This is a genomic window from Burkholderia sp. B10 (genome assembly GCF_004368385.1).
Taxonomy (GTDB): domain Bacteria; phylum Pseudomonadota; class Gammaproteobacteria; order Burkholderiales; family Burkholderiaceae; genus Burkholderia; species Burkholderia vietnamiensis.
Window position 1 is genome coordinate 46,831 of sequence record NZ_PQMX01000021.1, and the last position, 22,578, is coordinate 69,408.

Annotated in this window: 20 protein-coding genes and 1 tRNA gene; 12 read left to right on the forward strand and 9 right to left on the reverse strand. The window is 65.7% G+C overall.

Annotation, left to right across the window (positions count from 1 at the left end):
- Positions 1–9 precede the first annotated feature (9 nt).
- Complete coding sequence (locus tag C3Y15_RS13330) at positions 10–1,746, reverse strand: proline--tRNA ligase (RefSeq protein ID WP_011883202.1); 1,737 nt, start codon at positions 1,744–1,746, stop codon at positions 10–12.
- 216 nt (positions 1,747–1,962) lie between these two features.
- Between C3Y15_RS13330 and C3Y15_RS13340 the strand changes: the two genes are divergently transcribed.
- Together C3Y15_RS13340 and C3Y15_RS13345 are read left to right on the forward strand one after the other, a co-directional pair.
- Positions 1,963–2,610 (forward strand): RNA pyrophosphohydrolase, encoded by a 648-nt coding sequence (locus C3Y15_RS13340; RefSeq protein WP_011883201.1) that lies wholly within the window; start codon positions 1,963–1,965, stop codon positions 2,608–2,610.
- A 13-nt stretch (positions 2,611–2,623) separates the two neighbouring features.
- Positions 2,624–3,232 (forward strand): CNP1-like family protein, encoded by a 609-nt coding sequence (locus C3Y15_RS13345; RefSeq protein ID WP_011883200.1) that lies wholly within the window; start codon positions 2,624–2,626, stop codon positions 3,230–3,232.
- Positions 3,233–3,334: 102 nt separating this feature from the next.
- Here the strand turns inward: C3Y15_RS13345 and proB are convergent, their stop codons facing one another.
- From proB to rplU, 4 genes are all read right to left on the reverse strand, one after another.
- Positions 3,335–4,453 (reverse strand): glutamate 5-kinase, encoded by a 1,119-nt coding sequence (proB, locus tag C3Y15_RS13350; RefSeq protein ID WP_011883199.1) that lies wholly within the window; start codon positions 4,451–4,453, stop codon positions 3,335–3,337.
- 89 nt (positions 4,454–4,542) lie between these two features.
- Positions 4,543–5,655 carry an Obg family GTPase CgtA gene (gene cgtA / locus C3Y15_RS13355; RefSeq protein WP_011883198.1) on the reverse strand — a complete coding sequence of 371 codons (1,113 nt, stop codon included), beginning with the start codon at positions 5,653–5,655 and terminating at the stop codon, positions 4,543–4,545.
- A 185-nt stretch (positions 5,656–5,840) separates the two neighbouring features.
- A complete protein-coding gene (gene rpmA, locus C3Y15_RS13360) occupies positions 5,841–6,104 on the reverse strand; it encodes a 50S ribosomal protein L27 (RefSeq protein WP_006476999.1) in 264 nt (87 codons plus the stop codon).
- A 24-nt stretch (positions 6,105–6,128) separates the two neighbouring features.
- Entirely contained in the window at positions 6,129–6,440 is a 312-nt protein-coding gene (rplU, locus tag C3Y15_RS13365) for a 50S ribosomal protein L21 (RefSeq protein WP_006025184.1), read from the reverse strand.
- Positions 6,441–6,650: 210 nt separating this feature from the next.
- Between rplU and C3Y15_RS13370 the strand changes: the two genes are divergently transcribed.
- The 10 genes from C3Y15_RS13370 (at position 6,651) to C3Y15_RS13415 (ending at position 16,734) form a co-directional block, all read left to right on the forward strand.
- Positions 6,651–7,646 carry a polyprenyl synthetase family protein gene (locus C3Y15_RS13370; protein WP_011883197.1) on the forward strand — a complete coding sequence of 332 codons (996 nt, stop codon included), beginning with the start codon at positions 6,651–6,653 and terminating at the stop codon, positions 7,644–7,646.
- Between the two features lie 151 nt (positions 7,647–7,797).
- Positions 7,798–7,874: transfer RNA gene (locus tag C3Y15_RS13375), tRNA-Pro, on the forward strand.
- 458 nt (positions 7,875–8,332) lie between these two features.
- The gene (locus C3Y15_RS13380) at positions 8,333–9,778 is read left to right on the forward strand and encodes a GSCFA domain-containing protein (protein ID WP_014722403.1); all 1,446 of its coding nucleotides are present in this window, start codon (positions 8,333–8,335) and stop codon (positions 9,776–9,778) included.
- 354 nt (positions 9,779–10,132) lie between these two features.
- Positions 10,133–11,419 (forward strand): HlyC/CorC family transporter, encoded by a 1,287-nt coding sequence (locus tag C3Y15_RS13385; RefSeq protein ID WP_011883195.1) that lies wholly within the window; start codon positions 10,133–10,135, stop codon positions 11,417–11,419.
- An 82-nt stretch (positions 11,420–11,501) separates the two neighbouring features.
- Positions 11,502–12,779, forward strand: a complete 1,278-nt coding sequence (locus tag C3Y15_RS13390) for an ATPase, T2SS/T4P/T4SS family (protein ID WP_043290764.1) — start codon at positions 11,502–11,504, stop codon at positions 12,777–12,779.
- Positions 12,776–13,990 (forward strand): type II secretion system F family protein, encoded by a 1,215-nt coding sequence (locus tag C3Y15_RS13395; protein ID WP_011883193.1) that lies wholly within the window; start codon positions 12,776–12,778, stop codon positions 13,988–13,990. Before C3Y15_RS13390 ends, C3Y15_RS13395 begins: the two co-directional genes overlap by 4 nt.
- A 39-nt stretch (positions 13,991–14,029) precedes the next feature.
- Positions 14,030–14,941, forward strand: a complete 912-nt coding sequence (locus C3Y15_RS13400; protein ID WP_011883192.1) for an A24 family peptidase — start codon at positions 14,030–14,032, stop codon at positions 14,939–14,941.
- Positions 14,942–15,031: 90 nt separating this feature from the next.
- Complete coding sequence (gene coaE / locus C3Y15_RS13405; RefSeq protein ID WP_034194193.1) at positions 15,032–15,640, forward strand: dephospho-CoA kinase; 609 nt, start codon at positions 15,032–15,034, stop codon at positions 15,638–15,640.
- A gap of 109 nt (positions 15,641–15,749) precedes the next feature.
- The gene (gene zapD / locus C3Y15_RS13410; RefSeq protein ID WP_011883190.1) at positions 15,750–16,505 is read left to right on the forward strand and encodes a cell division protein ZapD; all 756 of its coding nucleotides are present in this window, start codon (positions 15,750–15,752) and stop codon (positions 16,503–16,505) included.
- Between the two features lie 28 nt (positions 16,506–16,533).
- Positions 16,534–16,734, forward strand: coding sequence for a DNA gyrase inhibitor YacG (locus C3Y15_RS13415; protein ID WP_011883189.1), 201 nt, complete (start codon positions 16,534–16,536; stop codon positions 16,732–16,734).
- Between the two features lie 65 nt (positions 16,735–16,799).
- On the opposite strand, the gene C3Y15_RS13420 is transcribed toward C3Y15_RS13415, so the two are convergent.
- From C3Y15_RS13420 to secA, 4 genes are all read right to left on the reverse strand, one after another.
- Positions 16,800–17,258 (reverse strand): NUDIX domain-containing protein, encoded by a 459-nt coding sequence (locus C3Y15_RS13420; protein ID WP_011883188.1) that lies wholly within the window; start codon positions 17,256–17,258, stop codon positions 16,800–16,802.
- Positions 17,255–18,124 (reverse strand): ATP-binding protein, encoded by an 870-nt coding sequence (locus C3Y15_RS13425; RefSeq protein ID WP_034194185.1) that lies wholly within the window; start codon positions 18,122–18,124, stop codon positions 17,255–17,257. Before C3Y15_RS13425 ends, C3Y15_RS13420 begins: the two co-directional genes overlap by 4 nt.
- Before the next feature lie 19 nt (positions 18,125–18,143).
- Positions 18,144–19,385, reverse strand: coding sequence for a bifunctional glutamate N-acetyltransferase/amino-acid acetyltransferase ArgJ (argJ, locus tag C3Y15_RS13430; protein ID WP_059476091.1), 1,242 nt, complete (start codon positions 19,383–19,385; stop codon positions 18,144–18,146).
- Positions 19,386–19,528: 143 nt separating this feature from the next.
- Positions 19,529–22,321 carry a preprotein translocase subunit SecA gene (gene secA, locus C3Y15_RS13435; protein WP_014722396.1) on the reverse strand — a complete coding sequence of 931 codons (2,793 nt, stop codon included), beginning with the start codon at positions 22,319–22,321 and terminating at the stop codon, positions 19,529–19,531.
- Positions 22,322–22,578: the final 257 nt, after the last annotated feature.

The window sequence follows — 22,578 nt, forward strand, 5'->3', positions numbered from 1 at the left end:
CCGTCGCGCTTAGTGCGCGAGCGCGGCGCGGATCTTCTCCGTCACCGTCGCAGCAGCCGCATCGGCCGGCAGCAGCGTGGCTTCGGCGTCGCGGCGGCCCTGGTACTCGACCTTGCCGTCCTTCAGCCCGCGCTCGCCGATCACCAGGCGATGCGGCACGCCGATCAGTTCCCAGTCGGCGAACATCACGCCCGGGCGCTCGCCGCGATCGTCGAGGATCACGTCGACGCCGGCCGCCGTCAGTTCCGCGTACAGCTTGTCGGCGGCCTCACGCACCATCTCGCTGCGGTCATAGCCCATCGGGCACAGCACGAGTTCGAACGGGGCGATCGACTCGGGCCAGATGATGCCCTTGTCGTCGAAGTTCTGCTCGATCGCCGCGCCCAGGATGCGCGTGACGCCGACGCCGTAGCAGCCCATCAGCATCGGCTGCGGCTTGCCCGACTCGTCGAGGAACGTCGCGCCCATCGCTTCCGAGTACTTGGTGCCGAGCTGGAACACGTGGCCGACCTCGATGCCGCGGCAGATGTCGATCACGCCCTTGCCGTCCGGCGACGGATCGCCCTTCTTCACGTTGCGCACGTCGGCGACGTCCGGCTCCGGCAGATCGCGGCCCCAGTTCACGCCCGCGATGTGATAGTCGACCTCGTTCGCGCCGACCACGAAGTCGCTCATGTTCGCGACCGTGCGATCGGCAATCACCTTCACCGGCTTCTTCGTGCCGACCGGGCCGAGATAGCCCGGCGGCGTACCGAACCACTCGACGATTTCCTGCTCGGTCGCGAAGCGGTGGTTCTTCAGGCCCGGCAGCTTCGACACCTTGATCTCGTTCAGATCGTGGTCGCCGCGCAGCATCACGAGCCAGATGGTCGGCTCGGCGCCTTCGTTGTCGGTCGCGAGCACGATCGACTTGATCGTGCGCTCGAGCGGGATCGCCAGCAGCTCGGCCACCGCTTCGCACTTCGCCTTGCCGGGCGTCGCGACCTTCTCCATCGCCTGGGCCGGCGCCGCACGTTCGGCGATCAGCGGCAGCGCTTCAGCGGCTTCGATGTTCGCCGCGAATTCGGAGGTCGGGCAGTATGCGATCGCGTCCTCGCCGGTATCGGCGATCACGTGGAACTCGTGCGAGAAGTTGCCGCCGATCGAGCCGCTGTCGGCCGCGACCGCACGGAACTCGAGGCCGAGGCGCGTGAAGATGCGCACGTACGCGTCGTACATCTTGCGGTACGACTCGTTAAGGCCGGCCGCGTCCTTGTCGAACGAATACGCGTCCTTCATGAGGAATTCGCGGCCGCGCATCACGCCGAAGCGCGGGCGGATCTCGTCGCGGAACTTCGTCTGGATCTGATAGAAGTTCACCGGCATCTGCCGGTAGCTCTTGATCTGGTTGCGCGCGATATCGGTGATCACTTCCTCGTGCGTCGGCCCGATCACGAAGTCGTTGTCCTTGCGATCCTTGAAGCGCAGCAGCTCAGGGCCGTACTGCTCCCAGCGCCCCGATTCCTGCCACAGCTCCGCCGGCTGCACGGCCGGCATCAGCAGCTCGAGGGCGCCGGCCCGGTTCATTTCCTCACGCACGATCGCCTCGACCTTGCGAATCGAACGCAGGCCGATCGGCAGGTAGTTATAGATGCCACCGGCGACACGACGAATCATGCCGGCGCGCACCATCAGCTTGTGGCTGACGATCTCTGCGTCGGCCGGTGCCTCTTTGAGGGTGCCGATAAAGAAACGGGAAGCTTTCATGCGGACGGTTCCAAATACGGCGCCCAGGCGGGGCGCCCGAAAAAGTTTCAAGGTGAAAAAGCTGCGCGCGGCGAACGACGGTGGCGCAGACGACTTAGCAGACAAATCAGGGACACTTCGGCCGGCAAACCCCGCGCGGATTCGCTCCGTCACGGTGCGCAGCGCCCGTTATCTGTTTATAATCAAAGCAATTTTAAAGGATTCGAAGGTGGTTGTATGCTGGATCGTGAAGGCTTTCGCCCGAACGTCGGCATCATCCTCTTGAACGCGCGCAACGAGGTGTTTTGGGGCAAGCGGCTCCGCGAGCATTCCTGGCAGTTTCCTCAAGGTGGGATCAAGTACGGCGAGACCCCCATGCAGGCGATGTACCGGGAACTGCACGAGGAGACGGGCCTGCATCCGGAACACGTCAAGATAATCGGCCGCACCCGCGACTGGTTGCGTTACGAGGTGCCTGACAAGTTCATCAAACGCGAAGTACGCGGCCATTACCGCGGCCAGAAGCAGATCTGGTTCCTGCTGCGGATGGTCGGACGCGATTGCGATATTTGCTTGCGCGCGACCGATCACCCGGAGTTCGATGCATGGCGCTGGAACGAGTACTGGGTGCCGCTCGATGCGGTGATCGAGTTCAAGCGGGATGTCTATCAGTTGGCGCTGACGGAGTTGTCGCGCTTCCTGCGCCGCCCGGCGCAGCGAGCCGAAAAGCCGCGCGGGCCGCGCCCCTTGCGCTATCCGCGCATCGGCGGCGCGCCGGCCCAGCAGACGCTGACGATTGTCGACACATCGGTGGTCTGTTCCGAGATCGAAGTGGAGGCGCGCACGCTCGACGAGATGCCGCCCCGCGTGATCATCGGCAAATGACGAGTTGGACTGCATGACCGGGCGCGACCTTGGTGTCGCGCCCTTTTTTTACGAGGAATGCATATTGAAAGCGATTGCTCTCGCGCTCGCGTCGATCGTCGCGGCGGCCGCGCTGGCCGGCTGCGCCCACTCGAACGCGCCGACCAACAAGGACGACAGCGCGTTCGTGTATCTGCTGGACCGTCAGGGCGAATGGAAGGAAAACGCGGTCGACACGCTGCCGCCGCTTCCGCAAGCCGCCGATCTGCTGCCGTTCAACGTGTCGCAGAACACGCCGCTGAAGTTCTTCGTCGATGCCAAGTCGCTCGCGGTCGGCACCGACGGCGTCGTGCGCTATGCGGTGGTCATCACGAGCCCGGCCGGCGCGCGTAACGTGAACTACGAAGGCATCCGTTGCGACACCTACGAATGGCGTCAGTATGCGGGGCTGAATTCGGATCACGACGGCTGGGACCGCACGGTCGAGAACGACTGGCGCCGCATCGAGAACGGCGAGCTGAACTCGTACCACTCGGCGCTGTACCAGGATTATTTCTGCGCGAACAAGATGCCGCAGGGCACGACCCGCCAGATCCTCGAGAACATCAAGTTCCACCGCACCGCGATGAGCCAGTTGCGCTGAGCGCAGGACGCGGGCCGCTCAGGCGGCTTGCGGCGTCGTACAGAAGCCCGCGTCCGCGCGGGCTTTTTCATGCACGGCTGCGGCCGGTCGTGCGCCGGACGATCAGACCAGCACGAGGTTGTCGCGGTGAATCAGCTCGGGTTCGAGCATGTAGCCGAGCACCGTCTCGATCTCGCCGCTCGGCTTGCGGTGAATCAGCTTCGTTTCCGCGCTGCTGTAGTTCGTGAGGCCGCGCGCCACTTCACGCCCGTCCGGGCCGACGCACGCGATCACCTCGCCGCGTGCAAACGCGCCCTGCACGTCGATCACGCCGATCGGCAGCAGGCTCTTGCCGCCGTCCCTCAGCTTCTCGACTGCGCCCGCATCGATCACGACGTGCCCGCGCACCTGCAGATGATCGGCCATCCATTGCTTGCGCGCGGCCATCCGCGCGGTCCGTGCGATCAGCTGCGTGCCGATCGCCTCACCCGCGGCCAGCCGCACCAGCACGTCGGCCTCGCGGCCGCTCGCGATCACGGTGTTCGCGCCGCTGTGCGCGGCGCGCTTCGCTGCGAGGATCTTCGTCAGCATCCCGCCGCGGCCGAGGCTCGACCCCGCGCCGCCCGCCATCGACTCGAGCTCCGGCGCGCCCGCGCTCGCTTCCGCGACGAGCGTTGCGTTCGGATCCTTGCGCGGATCGGCGGTGAACAACCCCGTCTGGTCGGTCAGGATGATCAGCGCATCGCCTTCGATCAGGTTCGCGACGAGCGCGCCGAGCGTGTCGTTGTCGCCGAACTTGATTTCGTCGGTGACCACCGTGTCGTTCTCGTTGATGATCGGCACGACGCCGAGGCGCAGCAGCGTGAGCAACGTCGAGCGCGCGTTCAGATAGCGCTCGCGATCGGCCAGGTCGGCATGCGTGAGCAGGATCTGCGCGGTGCGAATGTGATGCTCGGTGAAGCGGCTTTCGTAGACTTGCGCGAGCCCCATCTGCCCGACCGCCGCGGCGGCCTGCAATTCGTCGATTTCGCGCGGACGCTTGTTCCAGCCGAGACGCTGCATCCCCTCGGCGATCGCGCCCGAGCTGACCAGCACCACTTCCTTGCCCTGCGCGCGCAGCGCAGCGATCTGCGCCGCCCAGCGGCCGATTGCCGCATGATCGAGGCCCTTGCCGTCGTTGGTCACGAGGCTTGAACCCACCTTCACCACCAATCGCTTCGAATCCGCGATGATCGAACGCATCGTGCGCTGTCTCCTGTCTGATGCATGCCCCGGCCGGGCGCGATGAATTTCCGGCACCGGGCGCAGCGCCCGGTGCGTGACGGGCTCGCTCAGGCGTCGCCGCCTGAGGTTGCGCCGCCGTCGCTCGGCGGCGCATCGCGGAAGCGCACGTCCGCGGCCAGATCTTCCTCTTCCGCCGCGCGATGCGCGTCCGAATGCTCGGCAAGGTAATCGTAGATCGCATAGCACAGGGCTTCGCAGCCCTGGCCGGTCAGGGCCGAAATCTGGAACACCGGGCCGTCCCAGCCAAAACGCTCGAGGAAGTCGGCAACGCGCGCGTCGCGCTCGTCTTCCGGCACCATGTCGAGCTTGTTCAGCACGAGCCAGCGCGGCTTTTCGTAGAGCGCCTCGTCATACTTGCGCAGTTCGCCGACGATCGCCTTCGCTTCCGCGACCGGATCGACGCTTTCGTCGAACGGAGCGAGGTCGACGAGATGCAGCAGCACGCCGGTGCGCTGCAGGTGCCGCAGGAACTGGTGGCCGAGGCCCGCGCCTTCGGCCGCGCCTTCGATCAGCCCAGGAATATCGGCGATCACGAAGCTCTTGCTCGGGCCGACGCGCACGACGCCCAGGTTCGGCGCGAGCGTGGTGAACGGGTAGTCGGCGATCTTCGGCTTCGCGTTCGACACCGATGAAATGAAGGTCGACTTGCCGGCGTTCGGCATGCCGAGCAGCCCGACGTCGGCGAGCACCTTCAGTTCGAGCCGCAGCATGCGCCGCTCGCCGGGCTTGCCGTCGGTCTTCTGGCGCGGCGCCCGGTTGGTGCTCGACTTGAAATGCAGGTTGCCGAGGCCGCCGGAGCCGCCCTTCGCGAGCATCACCTGCTGATCGTGTTCGGTCAGGTCGGCAATCAGCTCGCCGGTGTCCATGTCGGTCACGACCGTGCCGACCGGCATGCGCAGCGTGATGTCGTCGCCGCCCTTGCCGTAACAATCGGAGCCGCGACCGTTTTCGCCGTTGCGCGCCATGTGCTTCTTCGCGTAACGGTAGTCGATCAGCGTGTTGATGTTGCGGTCGGCGATCGCGTAGACGTTACCGCCCCGGCCGCCGTCGCCGCCGTCCGGCCCGCCGAACGGAACGAACTTCTCGCGGCGCATCGACGCGCTGCCATCGCCTCCGTCGCCGGCGATGACTTCGATTCGTGCTTCGTCAATGAACTTCATTCGTCACTCCGACCAGTATTTCCGCTATTGTGCCGCGCGCCGGCACGCTTGAACAATCTGCCGTTCGGCCGATTGCCCGCCGTTCGCGACAGCCGCCGGCGCGCACCTGCGCGCGGCGGCCAAATAAAAAAAGGCCCCGCGAAGACTGCGGGGCCTTTCGGCTACGAAGCCCGTGGTGCCTTGACTTAGGCAGCCGCCGGGACAACGATGACCAGATGCTTCTTGTCCGCGCCCTTGGTCGCGAACTTGACGTGACCGTCAACCAGCGCGAACAGGGTGTGATCCTTGCCCATGCCGACGTTCTCGCCAGCGTGCATGCGCGTACCGCGCTGACGCACGATGATGCCGCCGGCGTTGATCGCCTGGCCGCCGTACACTTTCACGCCGAGACGTTTCGACTCGGAGTCGCGGCCGTTCCGGGAAGAGCCGCCTGCCTTTTTGTGTGCCATCTGATTGCTCCTTTACCGAGGCGCTTACGCGTTGATCGCGTCGATGCGCAGCTCAGTGTAGTTCTGGCGGTGGCCGCCGTGCTTTTGGTAGTGCTTCCGGCGACGCATCTTGAAGATGGTGACCTTGGCATGACGACCGTGCGACACGACGGTGGCCTTGACGGAAGCCCCACTGACCAGCGGCGTACCGAACTTAATCGATTCGCCTTCGCCCACTGCGAGAACCTGGTCGAGCGTGATTTCAGCGTCAATGTCAGCCGGTATCTGTTCTACTTTGAGTTTTTCGCCAACGGCAACCTTGTACTGCTTGCCGCCGGTTTTTATGACCGCGTACATTGAGAACCTCACTCTGGATCCAATTTTTCCGCACACCACGCGCGGAAAACACGTGATTATACATGGGGTTAGCGGCCGAGTCAAAGCCGATCCACGATTGCCGCGCGCAAGCCCTGGCCGGATGGCCAAAATCGCGGGCCGCTCACGTCGGACAGACCGGCATATGGCGGATTCGACTTATAATCCGCCGCATCACCCATTTCGATCATCATGTCGTCGTCCACCGCCTCCCCCACCCTCAGCGCCGCCCACCTGCTCGCTCCGATCGCCAGCGACATGGAGCAGGTCAATCGCGTTATCCGGCAAAGCCTCGCGTCCGACGTGCTGCTGATCAACCAGATCGCCGAGTACATCATCGGTGCGGGCGGCAAGCGGCTGCGTCCGGCGCTGCTGTTGCTCGTGGCCGGCGCGCTCGGCGAGACCTCGCACCAGCGGCACGTGCTGGCCGCCGTCGTCGAGTTCATCCATACGGCCACGCTGCTGCACGACGACGTCGTCGACGAATCCGAACTGCGGCGCGGCCGGCAGACGGCCAACGCGCTGTTCGGCAACGCGGCCAGCGTGCTGGTCGGCGACTATCTGTACTCGCGCTCGTTCGAGATGATGGTCGGCGTCGGCAAGATGCGCGTGATGGAAATTCTGTCGGAAGCGACGACGATCATCTCGGAAGGCGAAGTGCTGCAGTTGCTGAACATGCACGACGCGGACGTCGACGAGTCGCGCTACATGCAGGTGATCCGCTACAAGACGGCGAAGCTCTTCGAGGCATCGGCCCGGTTGGGCGCGGTGCTGTCGGGCGCCGACGCGCCGACCGAAGCCGCGGCGGCCGAATACGGCCGCCGCATCGGCACCGCATTCCAGATCATGGACGACTGGCTCGACTATGCGGGCACCGCCGAAGCGATGGGCAAGAATGCCGGCGACGATCTGCGCGAAGGCAAGCCGACGCTGCCGCTCATCTATCTGATCGAACGCGGCACGCCCGAGCAAGCGGCGCTTGCGCGCGAGGCGATCGAGCAAGGCGGCACGGATCGCTTCGACACGATCTTCGAGGCGATCACGCGTTCGGGCGCACTCGACCATACGCTCGAATGCGCACGCCAGGAAGCGCAGGCCGCCGCCGCCGCGATCGCCACGTTTCCCGACTCCATCTACAAGGAAAGCCTGCTCGGGCTGTGCTCGTACTCGACGTCGCGGCAGTCGTAAAACACGCCGCGCACGGGACGCAATACCCTGCCCCGAAAAAATTTCTTCGCCAGGGTATTCCCTTTTAGAAAAAACATCGTTATAGTTACGTTCTTGCCTGAGACGACGCAGCGATCTTCACCAAGAAAGCGAAGTCGGACCAGCAGAAATTCGGGGTGTAGCTTAGCCTGGTAGAGCGCTACGTTCGGGACGTAGAGGCCGGAGGTTCGAATCCTCTCACCCCGACCAGAATTTGGTTAAAGTCAGCGACTGGAAAGTATCGCCGTCGTTGCAGCACTACAGCAGCATACATAGTGCAAACCTTTGATAAAGCCTTGCGAATCCATTCGGTTCGTGAGGCTTTTTTCATTGATCCGCCGCCATCGTATCGATACCGTCAACGACGCGCCCAGACACCGTCCGCGCGATCTGCTCATCCGAACGTCGTAACCCGGACCATACAATCGGCGGCAATCGCCGAACGCCACGCGCAGCCCACCGCTCAATCACTCGCATTGACCAGCATCCCGCTTGCCATCCGGCGCCCGCACCGACCGGTATTAAGTTTGGCTCGCACAATGCCGATAATCATCGACATAGCGACTGAACGGACTTGATGCGCGAGACGATCTTCGTCTCGCCGCCCCCGTTCGACGCCCAGCCGGACAGTCGATCGAAGAGCGCAACGCTCGATACGGGAAGGTCAAGTGGATATCAGTAGCTGGAAGAATCAGGCAAAACAGGCGCTCGCCGGAAACGTTGGTGCGCACGCTGTCATTGCGCAGCTGGGCAACGAGCAGATCGACGGTTCAGATCATGAAGCGAATCTCCTTCTCGGCATTCTTTATGGCCAGACGGGGCAGCTAGACCTTGCTGTCGAGCATCTTCGGCAATCGCTCATCCAGGACCAGCGGAATCCGGATGCAATCTTCTTTCTCGGTTGCTTCGATGCGTTGCGGTATCCCGGCCTCCACAAGAGTTGGGCGATTCGGCGAGACCATGCAAAAAACGCACTTCGTCTCGTCGAGAATACGCCGCAGGCCGCGGCCTGGCCGCAACTGAAAGTCTGCCTGGAGATCCTGGCGACAGCGGCAAGCTATGTCGGGCCGCCGGAGGATGCGGAGTTCGCCTATCGCTGGCTCATCAAGATCGATCCGGCGAATGCCGATCACTACGCAAAGCTCTCGCAACTCCGCGCTGACGACGATCTTGAAGAAGCCGTCGCGCTTATCGACCACGCACGAACGCTCAACCCCGCCATCGTCAACAAGACCGATGTCGAGCTTTCCCGCAAAGTGCTTTCGGACGGCACCCGGCGAAAGAGCATTGCACGAGCGAAGTATCCCAGCACGCGTGAAATGAGGGGCGACCTTTCGGCCGTAATCCGGACGAGCTTGCTGGATGGCTTGCCGAAGCAACGCTTCATCGACAAGGAAACCCGCTTTTTTACTCTGGGCTCGTGCTTTGCGAGAGAGATCGCCGTACGTCTCATCGAACGGGGCTATCAGGCCGATTTCTTCGAAGTCGTCGAACACATCAATTCGAGCTTCGCAAACCGCAAGATGGTGGACTGGGCGTTGGGCCAATGCACCGGCCAAAGCAAGGAGCGCCTCGACGAGCTCTTTGCGTCCCTCAACATCACCCCGGAGAATCTCCGGGTGCGTCTGGCCACCGCGAAGGTGTTCGTCTACACGCTGGGCGTTGCGCCCGCCTTCTTCGACCGGCAATCCGGCGAATTCGTGATGCCTTCCAGTTCGGCACTGGGCTCGCGAGCATTCGCAGAGATGTACGACTTCCGGACTACCACCGTCGGCCAAAATCTGGACAATCTCGACTACATCGTCGCGAATATCAAGGCGTTGAACCCCGACGTCAAGGTCGTGCTTACGGTCAGCCCCGTACCGTTGAAAACCACGTTCGAGTTCAAATCCGCGATACAGGCCGATTGCATTTCCAAATCGACGCTCCGTGTCGTCGCCCACGAATTCGTTACGAGCAATCCCGATGTCATCTATTGGCCGAGCTTCGAAATCGTGCGCTGGCTCGGCGGCCATGTGGGACCGTTTTACGGCAACGACGACGATGCAGCGCTTCATGTGGGCGACCATGTCGTCAAGGCCATCACCGATTCATTCATCGAGCACTTTTCGTAACGACCGCATGACGTCGGGCCGCTGGAGATGCGCGCACTGAATGCGCGCTACCCGGAAGCAAAGGCCGACCTCCGGCTCGGGCGACAAGTGGTCCGGCCTTCCGAACCGCGCTTCGCAGTGAAAATGGGCTGAATCGTCGGTTTACGGCTTGTACGCGGGACGACTCCGACGACCGCGGCTGCAGCGCAATCGAATGCCCGCGGCCCGACCGCGATTTGACCGGACGTGCACCGCGTACGTCTTCCGACTCCTTTTTCGCCGTTCACACGAACCGGCGTGCCGCGCGCGACACATCCCCGCCGTCGGCCTCTGCTATATTCCCTCCATCCCTGTCTTCACTGCCCTTTCCGACGCGTGGACCAAATTCCCTTATGGGCGCAAATCGGCGCCGTCTTCCTGCTTCTCCTCTGTTCCAGCTTCTTTTCCATTTCCGAGACTGCGATGATGGCGCTCAACCGCCATCGGCTGAAGCATCTCGCCAGCCAGGGCGCGCTCGGCGCGAAAACCACGCAAGGCCTGCTGACGCGCACCGATCTGCTGCTCAGCGTGATCCTGATCGGCAACAACCTGTTCAACACGATCATCCCGGTGCTCACGACGTCGCTCGCGCTGCACACGTTCGGCCGTAACAACCTCGCGCTGTCGATCGCGACCGGGATCGTCGCGTTCCTGATCATCGTGTTCGCGGAAATCGCGCCGAAAATCGTCGGCGCGACCTTTCCCGAGCGCATCGCGCTGCCGGCGAGCCTCGTGATCGCGCCGTTGATGCGCGTGTTCAAGCCGGTCGTGTGGTTCGTCAACGCGCTCGCCAACGGCGTGCTGTGGGTGCTGCGCATCAACACGAAGAGCGGCCGCGACCAGCGCATGTCGGCCGACGAACTGCGCGCGATCGTGCTCGAATCGAGCAGCTTCATGCCGACCAAGCACCGCAGCATCCTGCTGAACCTGTTCGACCTCGAGAACATCACGGTGGACGACGTGATGGTGCCGCGGCGGCAGATCGAGTCGCTGAACTTCTACGCGCCGTTCGACGAAGTCCTGCATCAGATCGAGACCTGCTATCACAACCGTCTCGTCGTGTATGAAGGCGACATCGACAAGGTGCTCGGCGTGCTGCACGTGCGCAAGACGCTGACGGCGCTGCACAACCAGGACTTCGACCGCGAAATGCTGCGCACGCTGCTCGCCGAGCCTTACTACGTGCCGTCCGGCACGCCGGTCGTCCAGCAGCTCCAGTACTTCCAGGAAAGCCGGCAACGCACCGCGCTGGTCGTCAACGAGTACGGCGAACTCGAAGGGCTCGTGACGCCCGAGGACATCATCGAGGAGCTGATCGGCGAATTCACGACGTCGATGCCGCGCGGCGAACGCGCGGGTGGTTGGAACGAGAGCGGCGAATGCATCGTCGCCGCCAGCATGCCGCTGCGCGAACTGAACCGCTGGCTGCATCTGCAACTGCCCACCGACGGACCGAAGACCCTCAACGGGCTGATTCTCGAGATCCTCGAGGAGATTCCGGAAGGCGACGTGTGCGTGAAAATCGGCGGCGTGATGCTCGAGGTGATGCGCAGCGACGATCAGGCCGTGCGCACCGTCAAACTGTTCAAGCCGCGCGTCACGCGCGCCCGCGCGGTGCGCTAGCCGAACGGCCGACTGTCGGCGCCGCTCGCGATACGCGACCATTTCCCGGTCACGATCAACAGGCGGCCCAGCGCCGGCTCACATGCAATCGCCCCCTCCCGCGGCGCCGCTGCACATGCAGCGGCCGCCGCTCTCCTCCGCCGCGTCGTCGGCCGCGCCGCCGCGCTCGCTCGATGCCGCGCAGCTCGACGACTCCCCCGCGGTACGGCTGCTCACCGATACGCTGCATGCCGCGCGCGTACGCGACGCGTCCGACATCCACGTCGAACCGTTCGAAACGGGCTGGCGCATCCGACTGCGCATCGACGGCGTGCTGCACGAGCACCTGCGCCCGCCGGTTCATCTGCGCGACGCGGTCGTCACGCGGATCAAGGTGCTCGCCCGGATGGACATCGCCGAGCGGCGGCTTCCGCAAGACGGCCGGCTGCGCATTGCGATCGACGCCGGCAAGCGCGGCGACTACCGGGTCAGCTCGTTGCCCACGCTGTTCGGCGAGAAGCTCGTGCTGCGCCGCCTCGAGACGCTGCCGCCCGACCTCACGCTCGCGCGCCTCGGTTTCGACGCGCGTCAGGCCGCGGCGATGGAGGCCGCGATACGTGCGCCGCACGGCCTCGTGCTCGTGACCGGGCCGACCGGCAGCGGCAAGACGCTGTCGCTCTATTGCGCGCTGCAGATGCTCGATCGGGACGCGCACAACGTCTGCACGGTCGAGGATCCGGCCGAGATCCAGCTCGACGGCATCAACCAGGTCGGCGTCGCGGAAAAGGCCGGCCTCACCTTCGCCACCGCACTGCGTGCGCTGCTGCGACAGGATCCGGACGTCATCATGGTCGGCGAGATTCGCGATGCGGAGACGGCCGACGTCGCGCTGAAGGCCGCGCAGACGGGCCACCTCGTGCTGTCGACCCTGCATACGAACGACGCCCCGGCAGCAGTCGCACGGCTGCTCGACATCGGCGTCGCGCCGTACAACCTTGCGGCCGCGTTGCGCCTCGTGACCGCGCAGCGCCTCGTCCGGCGCCTGTGCACCGCGTGCCGCGTGCGTTCCGATGCACCGGCAAGCGTGCTGCGCGAAGCCGGTTGCGATGCCGCCGCGCTGGCGTCCGGCTGGCGGCCGTTCGTCGCGCGCGGTTGTGCCGCCTGCCACGGCATCGGCTATCGAGGGCGGATCGGTCTGCATCAGACGATGCCGGTGTCGGCCGAGATGGCGGAGCGCATCGTCGCGCGCGCAAGCGTCGGTGCGCTGGCGCAATGCGCCGCGGCCGAAGGCGTGCGCAACCTGCGCGACGCGGCGCTCGCGCACGTTCGCGACGGCACGACGAGTATCGCGGAAGCGCTTGCCGCGACGCCGGACGCATGACCGCGATGCGCGCGCCCCGTCAGGAAACCCGGTTCGCATGGCGCGGCCGTCGTCGCGACGGCAGCGCGTGCCGCGGCCACGTCATCGCGTTCGACGCGGCCGCCGCGCGTGCCGCGCTCGCGCGGGACGGCATCGCGGTGCTGGCGCTCGACGCGCGCGGCGCCGCGCGGCCGCCCGCCGCCGGCACACGCGACGTGACGCGCTTCACGCGTCAGCTCGCGAGCTTGCTGCAAGCCGGGCTGCCACTCGCACCGTCGCTCGAGATGCTCGCGCGCACCCGCACGCGTGACGGGATGCCGCGCATCGCTGCGGGTCTCGCGCGCGAGATCGTCGGCGGGCAGCGTCTGGCCGTCGCCCTCGGGCGCTATCCGGCGCAGTTCGGCACGCTGTATCGGCAGCTGATCGAAGTCGGCGAGGCATCGGGCGCGCTCGGCACCGTGCTCACCCGCGTCGCCGAGCACCGCGAGCGCGCCGACGCACAGTGGCGCAAGGCGCGCGTCGCCCTCACGTACCCGGTCGCCGTCATCGCGTTCGCGCTCGCGATCTCGGCCGCGTTGATGGTGTGGGTCGTCCCGACCTTCCGGCAGATCTTCGACGGCTTCGGCGCCGCCTTGCCCGCACCGACCCGCGCCCTGCTCGCCGTTTCGTCCGCGACCTCGGCCTGGGGCGGCACGTTCGTCGCCGTTGCGACCGCGCTGGCGCTCGCTGCGCGCCACGCGTTGCGGCGCTCGCCACAACTGCGCTACACGGTCGCGCAGCGGATGTTGAACGCGCCAGTCGTCGGCAGTGCGCTCGCGCGGTTCGCGGCCGCGCGCTGGTGTCGCTCGCTCGCGACGCTGCTCGGCGCCGGCGTGCCGCTCGCCGACGCATTCGCGACGCTCGAACGCGCGTCCGGCCATCCGGTGTTCGAGCGCGCCACCGAGCAGATCGCGGCCCGCGTGCTGCGCGGCGTACGGCTCGCCGATGCGATGCACGCGGCCGGGTGCTTTCCGGACGATGTCGTGCAGCCCATCGCCGTCGCCGAGGAAACCGGCGCGCTCGACACGATGCTGGCCGATATCGCGTCGCTCTGCGAGCGTCAGCTCGACGCGCGCCTCGATGCGCTCGCGGCGCTCGGCGAACCGTTGATCGTGATCGTGCTGGGCGCACTCGTCGGCGCGCTCGTGATCGCGATGTATCTGCCCATCCTTCAGCTCGGCAACGTGGTGTAGCATCGCATCCGATTCCGTCGCCTACCGAACCCTGACCCGATGACGCGCGCGCCCATGTTCCCCGTTCCCGATTCGCCCGCCGGCACGTTGCTCGCGCTGGCGCTGCTGCCGCCCGCGGTGCAGTATGCGTTCGCCGTCGTGATCGGTCTGTGCGTCGGCAGCTTCATCAACGTCGTCGCGCACCGGGTTCCGGTGATGATGCAGCGCGCGTGGCGCGCCGAAATCGCCGAAGCGACCGGCAACGCAGACGCGGCGCCCGACGACGGCTATCCGCAGCGCTACGATCTGTGGCGCCCGCGCAGCGCATGCCCGCACTGCGGCCACGTATTGCGCGCATGGGAAAATGTCCCGCTCCTCAGCTACGTGATGTTGCGCGGGCGCTGTCGTCAGTGCGGTCACGCCATCGGCATCCGCTATCCGCTCGTCGAACTCGCCGGCGCCCTGCTCGCCGCCGGTTCGCTCGCAGCGTTCGGCCCGACCGGCGCAGCAATCGCCGCGTTCGGCCTATGCGCCGCGCTGCTCGCGATGAGCGCGATCGACATCCGGACCGGCTACCTGCCCGACTCGATGACGCTGCCGCTGCTGTGGGCAGGCCTCGCGTTGAACCTCGCGGGCATGTTCACGTCGCTGCAGTCGGCCGTGATCGGTGCGATGTCCGGATACCTGTTCCTGTGGTCGATCTACTGGCTGTTCAGATGGCTGCGCGGCATCGAAGGCATCGGCTTCGGCGATCTGAAGCTGCTCGCGGCGCTCGGTGCATGGATGGGCTGGGCCGCGCTGCCGCAGGTCGTGCTGTTCGCCGCGGTGACCGGCGCGATCGTCGGGCTGGTCGCGACGTGGCGCGGCCGCATGCGCTTTGAGGAGCCGATTCCGTTCGGTCCGTTCCTCGCGGCCGGCGGCGTCGCGACGCTGTTTTTCGGTACCCCTTTCTATTCGGCGCTCGGCGGCTGACATGGTGCGACGCCCGTGTCCGCCTCGTTCGCGTTCGCTACGTCGCACGCAGCCGTCGCGCTTGATCGCGGCGGCGCGGCGGAGGCTCGTATGTATGCAATAGGACTCACCGGCGGGATCGGCAGCGGCAAGACGACCGTCGCCGACCTGTTCGCCGCACGCGGCGCATCGCTGGTCGATACCGACCTGATCGCGCACCGCATCACCGCGCCGGCCGGTCTCGCGATGCCGGCGATCGAGCAGACGTTCGGGCCCGCGTTCGTCGCGGCCGACGGCTCGCTCGACCGCGCACGGATGCGCGCACTCATCTTCAGCGACGAAGACGCGCGCAGGCGGCTCGAAGCGATCACGCATCCGCTGATTCGCGCGGAGACGGAACGCGAGGCCCGCGACGCGCAGGGCCCGTACGTGATTTTCGTCGTGCCGCTGCTGGTCGAGTCGCGCAATTGGAAGGCGCGCTGCGATCGCGTGCTCGTCGTCGACTGCCCGGTCGACACCCAGATCGCGCGCGTGATGCAGCGCAATGGCTTCACGCGCGAGCAGGTCGAGGCGATCATCGCGCGACAAGCGACGCGCGAAGCGCGCCTGGCCGCTGCCGACGACGTGATCGTCAACGACGCGACGACGCCCGACGCGCTGGCCGCACAGGTCGATGCATTGCACCAACGCTACCTCGCATTCGCGGCTGCAAAACACTGAACGCGGCGCTCGCGCGCGATGGTGCACGAAATTGGCGCGTTGCTAGGGTAGAGAGGGGGCATTAGAATGTCCTGCATTGTTTCTATCCCTACCCGAGAGGCGAGCGCGCTTGATTCTTTACGAGTATCCGTTCAACGAGCGAATTCGCACGCTGCTGCGCCTCGAGGACCTGTTCGAGCGCTTCGCGTTCTTTTTGGCTCAGGAGGACCCGCGCGAACATCACGTCGCGTTGACGACGCTGTTCGAGATCGCCGAGGTCACCGGCCGCGCGGACCTGAAATCGGATCTGATGAAGGAGCTCGAACGTCAGCGCCAGACGCTCGCGCCGTTCCGCGGCAATCCGGGCATCGAACAGAATGCGCTCGAAGCCGTGCTCGGCGAAATCGAGCAGACGCTCGCCAATCTTGCGCAGATGCAGGGCAAGACGGGGCAGCATCTGGTCGACAATGAGTGGCTCGCCAGCATCCGCAGCCGTGCGGTCATTCCGGGCGGCACCTGCAAGTTCGACCTGCCGTCGTACTACGCGTGGCAACAATGGCCGGCCGAACAGCGGCGCCAGGACATCGCGAAATGGGTGGCGCCGCTGCTGCCGCTGCGCGACGCCGCGGCGATCGTGCTGCGGCTCGCACGCGAATCGGGCCAGGCGTCGAAGGTGATGGCGATGCAGGGCAGCTATCAGCAAATGCTGTCCGGGCGCACCTATCAGCTGATGCAGGTGCGCGTGCCGCCGGAGCTGCACGTGATCCCCGAAGCGAGCGCCAACAAATACATGCTGTGGGTGCGATTCACCATGCAGGACGGCGATGTGCGTCCGCGCGCAGTCGACATCGACGTACCGTTCCATCTGACACTCTGCAACCTGTAACGGCCGCGTGCCGGTTTTACGCTTTCGTATGGTTACCGTTGTGAAATGCCCGTCGTGCGGCGCCGAAGTGCGCTGGACACACGAAAACAAGTTCCGACCGTTCTGTTCGGCCCGCTGCAAGCAGCTCGACCTCGGCGCATGGGCTGCGGAAAAGTATCGGATCGGCGGTTCGTCCGACGAAGGTCCGTCGTCCGAGGAAGACGGCGGCGACACGCGCCGCGACGTCTGACTCCGAACGGCCGGCCAACCCCGGCCGATATGGCCCGCCTTTTCAGTCGGCGGGCCGCGACGGCGTCATTGCGACGCCGCTTCCTTCTCAAGCAATTCGAGCACCGGCAGCGCGGCGGGCAACAGCGGCGCGACGTCGACCGGCAGCGGCTGCCACGCGAACGCCTGCCCTTCCTTGCCGTGCAGCTCGCCCGTCCAGCCCGTCACCTTGCAGAAATAGAGCCGCACGTACGCATGCGGATAATCGTGCTCGAGCGTGTGCCAGCGCTCGCTCGCCGTGACGACGATGCCGAGCTCCTCGTGCAGCTCGCGCGCGAGCGCCTCCTCGACGCTCTCGCCGGCCTCGAGCTTGCCGCCCGGGAACTCCCAGTAGCCTTCATAGGGCTTGCCCTGCAGCCGCTGCGCGAGCAGATAGCGGCAGCCGCCGGGCGTCCCGTCGGACTGCACCATCACGCCGACCGCGACTTCCGTCACCTTGCGGCCGTCGGGCGCGCGCCCGGCGTCCGTTGCATGCGCCGTGCTCATGCTCGCTCCTTGCGGCCCGACCAGTCGCGCGCGAACTGCCACGCGACGCGCCCCGAACGCGAACCGCGCTCGAGCGCCCACACGAGCGCGTCGCCGCGCGCCGTGTCGATCTCGGTGTCCGCGCAACCGAAATGACGCAGCCAGTGCGCGACGATGTCGAGGTAGTCGTCCTGCTTGAACGGGTAGAAGCTGACCCACAGGCCGAAGCGCTCAGAAAGCGAGATCTTCTCCTCGACCACTTCGCCCGGGTGGATCTCGCCGTCCGGCAGGTGCTTGTACGACTCGTTGTCGCTCATGTACTCGGGCAGCAGATGGCGGCGGTTGGAAGTCGCGTAGATCAGCACGTTGTCCGACTGCGCGGCGATCGAGCCGTCGAGCGCGACCTTCAGCGCCTTGTACCCCGATTCGCCGTCCTCGAACGACAAGTCGTCGCAGAACACGATGAAGCGCTCCGGGCGCTGCGAGATCAGCTCGACGATGTCGCCGAGATCGTGCAGATCGTCCTTGTCGACTTCGATCAGGCGCAGCCCGTCGTTCGCGTACGCGTTCAGGCACGCCTTGATCAGCGACGACTTGCCGGTGCCGCGCGCGCCGGTCAGCAGCACGTTGTTGGCCGGCTTGCGCTGCACGAACTGACGCGTATTTTGCTCGATCAGCCCTTTTTGCCGGTCGATGTTGTGAAGATCGTCGAGCGTGATCGTCGACGCCGCCGGCACCGGCTGCAGATAGCCGCGCCCCTGGCGCTTGCGCCAGCGGAACGCGGTGGCCGCATTCCAGTCGACGTCCGCCGGCGCGGGCGGCAGCAGCCCCTCAAGGCGGCCGAGCAGCGCTTCCGCACGCGTCAGAAACTGTTCGAGCTTGTCCATGTCGTTCGAGCGCCCGCGATCAGGAGCGGTAGTCCGCGTTGATGCTCACGTAGTCGTGCGACAAATCGCACGTCCACACCGTCGCCTGCGCATCGCCGCGGCCAAGCAGCACGCGGATCGTGATTTCGCTCTGCTTCATCACGCGCTGACCGTCTTCTTCCTGGTAGGCCGGGTTGCGGCCGCCGGCCTTGGCGACCAGCACGTCGTCGAGATAGAGGTCGATCTTGCCGACGTCGAGATCGGCGACGCCCGCATAGCCGATCGCAGCCAGGATCCGGCCCAGATTGGGGTCGGACGCATAGAAGGCCGTCTTCACCAGCGGCGAATGGCCGATCGCGTAGGCGATCTGGCGGCACTCGGCGACGCTCTTGCCGCCCTCGACCTGCACGGTCATGAATTTCGTCGCACCTTCGCCGTCGCGCACGATCAGCTGCGACAGCTGCTGCGCGACCTGCGTGACCGCGTCCCGCAGCGCCGCATAGGCCGGCGTATCGGTCGACGTGATCGCGGGCAGCGCGCTCTTGCCCGACGCGATCAGGATGAACGAGTCATTCGTCGACGTATCGCCGTCGATCGTGATGCAGTTGAACGAACGGTCGGCGACTTCCTTCACGAGCGTGTCGAGCACCGGCTGTGCGACGTTCGCGTCGAAAGCGAGGAAGCCGAGCATCGTCGCCATGTTCGGCTTGATCATCCCGGCGCCCTTGCTGATGCCGGTCAGCGTGACCGTGTGGCCGTCGATCGTCACCTGACGCGACGCGGCCTTCGGCAGCGTGTCGGTCGTCATGATCGCCTGCGCGGCGTCGTACCAGTTCGCCGCGTTGCGGTTCGCGAGCGCGGCCGGCAGCCCTGCCTTCAGGCGGTCGATCGGCAGCGGCTCGAGAATCACGCCGGTCGAGAACGGCAGCACCTGCGCGGCGTCGAGGCCCGCGAGGCGCGCGAGCTCCGCGCAGGTTTCGCGGGTGTTCGCGAGGCCCGGCTCGCCGGTGCCCGCGTTCGCATTGCCGGTATTCACGACCAGCGCGCGGATGCCCGCGCCGCCCGCACGAACCTTCGCCAGATGCTCGCGGCACACGATCACCGGCGCGGCGCAGAAGCGGTTCTCGGTGAATACGCCGGCAACCGTCGCGCCTTCGTCGACGGAAATGACCAGCACGTCCTTGCGATTCGGCTTGCGGATGTTCGCTTCCGCCCAGCCGAGCGTGACGCCGGCGACGGGATGCAATTGGGCGGGATCGATCGACGGAAAATTGACAGCCATGGGGCACACCTGCCGGATGGAAAATGCCGGCACGCGCCGGCATCGATTGGAAGAACCGGCGGCCGCGGGAACGGGCCGCCGCAACTCACATCACTGACTCGAAGCTGCGAACGATGCGGCACGCGCATGCGCGCCGCCGCCGATCATGACAGCTTCCCGTGACATTGCTTGTACTTCTTGCCGCTGCCGCACGGGCACGGGTCGTTGCGGCCGACCTTCGGCATCTCGCCGCCGGCGCCGCCGTGGGTCATCGCGCTGCCGACCATGTCGGCCGTGGCGGCCGCCGCAACCGCGACGTTCGCCACCGGCGCGCCCGATTCGGCGTAGTCGGCGTGCTGGAACTCGACGTTCTCGAGATGGCCGCCCTGCTCCTCGATCTGCTCGGCGGCTTCCTCGAGCTGCTCCGGCGACTGGATCTGCACGTTCATCACGATGCGCGTGACTTCCTGCTTGATCGCGTCGAGCATCGCGGCGAACAGCTCGAACGCTTCGCGCTTGTATTCCTGCTTCGGGTTCTTCTGCGCATAGCCGCGCAGATGGATGCCCTGGCGCAGGTGATCGAGCGCGGCCAGATGCTCGCGCCACAGGCGGTCGACCGTCTGCAGCATGACCGAACGCTCGAACGCGCTGAACGACTCGCGGCCGACCATCGCGACCTTCGCTTCGTACTGCTCGTCCGCGGCGCTCGTCACGGCCTCGAGAATCTCCTCGGCCGTGATCGACGACGACTCGTTCACCATTTCCTGGATCGCGAGATCGAGCTGCCAGTCGTTGCGCAGCACTTCCTCGAGCTCCGGCACGTCCCACTGTTCCTCGATGCTGCCTGCCGGCACGAACTGGTGCACGACTTCGGTGATCACGCCATGACGCATCGCCGAAATGGTTTCGGTGATGTCGTGCGCTTCGAGCAGCTCGTTACGCTGCTGATAGATCACCTTGCGCTGGTCGTTCGACACGTCGTCGTATTCGAGCAGCTGCTTGCGGATGTCGAAGTTGCGCGCTTCGACCTTGCGCTGCGCGGATTCGATCGAGCGCGTGACGATGCCGGCCTCGATCGCCTCGCCTTCCGGCATCTTCAGGCGATCCATGATCGAGCGCACGCGGTCGCCCGCGAAGATGCGCAGCAGCGGATCGTCGAGCGACAGGTAGAAGCGCGACGAGCCCGGATCGCCCTGGCGGCCCGCACGGCCGCGCAGCTGGTTGTCGATCCGGCGCGATTCGTGGCGCTCGGTGCCGATGATGTGCAGGCCGCCCGCGGCCTTCACCTGCTCGTGCAGCGTTTCCCACTCGTCGTGCAGCTGCTTGATGCGGCGCGCCTTTTCGTCCGGCGGGATCGAATCGTCGGCCTCGAGGAACGCCGCCTGCTTCTCGGCGTTGCCGCCGAGCACGATGTCGGTGCCGCGGCCGGCCATGTTGGTCGCGATCGTGATGCGCTTCGGACGGCCGGCTTCGGCGACGATCGCCGCTTCGCGCTCGTGCTGCTTCGCGTTCAGCACTTCATGCGGCAGCCCGGCCTGCGTCAGCAGGTGCGACAGCAGCTCCGAATTCTCGATCGACGTCGTGCCGACCAGCACCGGCTGGCCGCGCTCGTAGCATTCGCGAATGTCGCGGATCACCGCGTCGTAACGCTCCTTGGCCGTCTTGTAGATCTGGTCCTGCTTGTCGATCCGCTTCGGCGGACGGTTGGTCGGGATCACGACCGTCTCGAGGCCGTAGATCTCGTTGAATTCGTATGCTTCGGTGTCGGCGGTGCCGGTCATGCCCGCGAGCTTCGCGTACATCCGGAAATAGTTCTGGAACGTGATCGACGCGAGCGTCTGGTTCTCGCTCTGGATCTTCACGTGCTCCTTCGCCTCGACCGCCTGGTGCAGGCCGTCGGACCAGCGGCGGCCGGCCATCAGGCGGCCGGTGAATTCGTCGACGATCACCACTTCGCCGTTCTGCACGACGTAATGCTGATCCTTGTGGAACAGCGTGTGGGCGCGCAGCGCCGCGTACACGTGGTGCATCAGCGTGATGTTCTGCGGCGCGTACAGGCTCTCGCCTTCACCGATCAGGCCCCACTCGGCGAGCAGGCGCTCGGCCTTCTCGTGGCCCGATTCGGTCAGGAACACCTGGCGCGACTTCTCGTCGAGCGTGTAGTCGCCCGGCTTCTCGACGCCCGTGCCGTCGGCCTTCTCCTCGCCGATCTGGCGCTCGAGCAGCGGCGGCAGCGCGTTCATCCGCACGTACAGTTCGGTGTGGTCTTCCGCCTGGCCCGAGATGATCAGCGGGGTACGCGCCTCGTCGATCAGGATCGAGTCGACTTCGTCGACGACGGCAAAGTTCAGCGCCCGCTGCACGCGCGCATCGGTCTCGTAGACCATGTTGTCGCGCAGGTAGTCGAAGCCGAACTCGTTGTTCGTGCCGTACGTGATGTCGGCCGCGTAGGCCTGCTGCTTCTGGTCGTGCTCCATGCCGGACAGGTTGATGCCGACCGACAGACCGAGGAAGTTGTAGAGGCGCGCCATCCATTCGGCGTCGCGCTGCGCGAGGTAATCGTTGACGGTCACCACGTGCACGCCGCGGCCTGCCAGCGCGTTCAGGTACACCGGCAGCGTCGCGACGAGCGTCTTGCCTTCGCCAGTGCGCATTTCGGCGATCTTGCCGTAGTGGAGCACCATGCCGCCGATCAGCTGCACGTCGAAGTGGCGCATCTTGAGCACGCGGCGGCTCGCCTCGCGGCACACCGCGAACGCCTCGGGCAGCAGCTTGTCGAGCGACTCGCCGGCCGCGATCCGCTGACGGAACTCGTCCGTCTTGCCGCGCAACTGGTCGTCCGTCAGCTTTTCGATCTGCGGTTCGAGCGCATTGATCGCCGCGACGGTCTTTTGGTATTGCTTGACGAGCCGTTGGTTGCGGCTGCCAAAAATTTTCTGGAGAAAACCGGTTGTCATCGGATCGGATCCTGCGTCGCAGCACCGGCGCCCGGCACGCGTTGCGCGCCCTCGACGCCCGAGCCTCGGCGGCTTAGCGAATTAGTGGAATCAAACGAGGAATTTTAGCACGCGGGAAAGCACGCGCCGGTGTCGGCGCGGCACGCGCGCCGCGCGCGGCAACGGTTCCGGCGAGCCACCGCGCGCGGCCGAAAGCCGCCCGTGCATGCGCCGGCGCGGGTACAATCGGCGTCAACCTCCGCGCGCGTGCGCGCCCG

Excerpts from the sequence above, each read along its gene's own strand:
- secA (WP_014722396.1), bottom strand. The coding sequence starts at position 22,321 with ATGACAACCGGTTTTCTCCAGAAAATTTTTGGCAGCCGCAACCAACGG.
- C3Y15_RS13415 (WP_011883189.1), top strand. The coding sequence starts at position 16,534 with ATGGTTACCGTTGTGAAATGCCCGTCGTGCGGCGCCGAAGTGCGCTGG.
- C3Y15_RS13370 (WP_011883197.1), top strand. The coding sequence starts at position 6,651 with ATGTCGTCGTCCACCGCCTCCCCCACCCTCAGCGCCGCCCACCTGCTC.
- C3Y15_RS13345 (WP_011883200.1), top strand. The coding sequence starts at position 2,624 with ATGACCGGGCGCGACCTTGGTGTCGCGCCCTTTTTTTACGAGGAATGC.
- C3Y15_RS13400 (WP_011883192.1), top strand. The coding sequence starts at position 14,030 with ATGACGCGCGCGCCCATGTTCCCCGTTCCCGATTCGCCCGCCGGCACG.
- argJ (WP_059476091.1), bottom strand. The coding sequence starts at position 19,385 with ATGGCTGTCAATTTTCCGTCGATCGATCCCGCCCAATTGCATCCCGTC.
- cgtA (WP_011883198.1), bottom strand. The coding sequence starts at position 5,655 with ATGAAGTTCATTGACGAAGCACGAATCGAAGTCATCGCCGGCGACGGA.
- C3Y15_RS13330 (WP_011883202.1), bottom strand. The coding sequence starts at position 1,746 with ATGAAAGCTTCCCGTTTCTTTATCGGCACCCTCAAAGAGGCACCGGCC.
- C3Y15_RS13340 (WP_011883201.1), top strand. The coding sequence starts at position 1,963 with ATGCTGGATCGTGAAGGCTTTCGCCCGAACGTCGGCATCATCCTCTTG.
- C3Y15_RS13425 (WP_034194185.1), bottom strand. The coding sequence starts at position 18,124 with ATGGACAAGCTCGAACAGTTTCTGACGCGTGCGGAAGCGCTGCTCGGC.
- rpmA (WP_006476999.1), bottom strand. The coding sequence starts at position 6,104 with ATGGCACACAAAAAGGCAGGCGGCTCTTCCCGGAACGGCCGCGACTCC.
- coaE (WP_034194193.1), top strand. The coding sequence starts at position 15,032 with ATGTATGCAATAGGACTCACCGGCGGGATCGGCAGCGGCAAGACGACC.
- C3Y15_RS13390 (WP_043290764.1), top strand. The coding sequence starts at position 11,502 with ATGCAATCGCCCCCTCCCGCGGCGCCGCTGCACATGCAGCGGCCGCCG.
- C3Y15_RS13420 (WP_011883188.1), bottom strand. The coding sequence starts at position 17,258 with ATGAGCACGGCGCATGCAACGGACGCCGGGCGCGCGCCCGACGGCCGC.
- rplU (WP_006025184.1), bottom strand. The coding sequence starts at position 6,440 with ATGTACGCGGTCATAAAAACCGGCGGCAAGCAGTACAAGGTTGCCGTT.
- proB (WP_011883199.1), bottom strand. The coding sequence starts at position 4,453 with ATGCGTTCGATCATCGCGGATTCGAAGCGATTGGTGGTGAAGGTGGGT.
- C3Y15_RS13395 (WP_011883193.1), top strand. The coding sequence starts at position 12,776 with ATGACCGCGATGCGCGCGCCCCGTCAGGAAACCCGGTTCGCATGGCGC.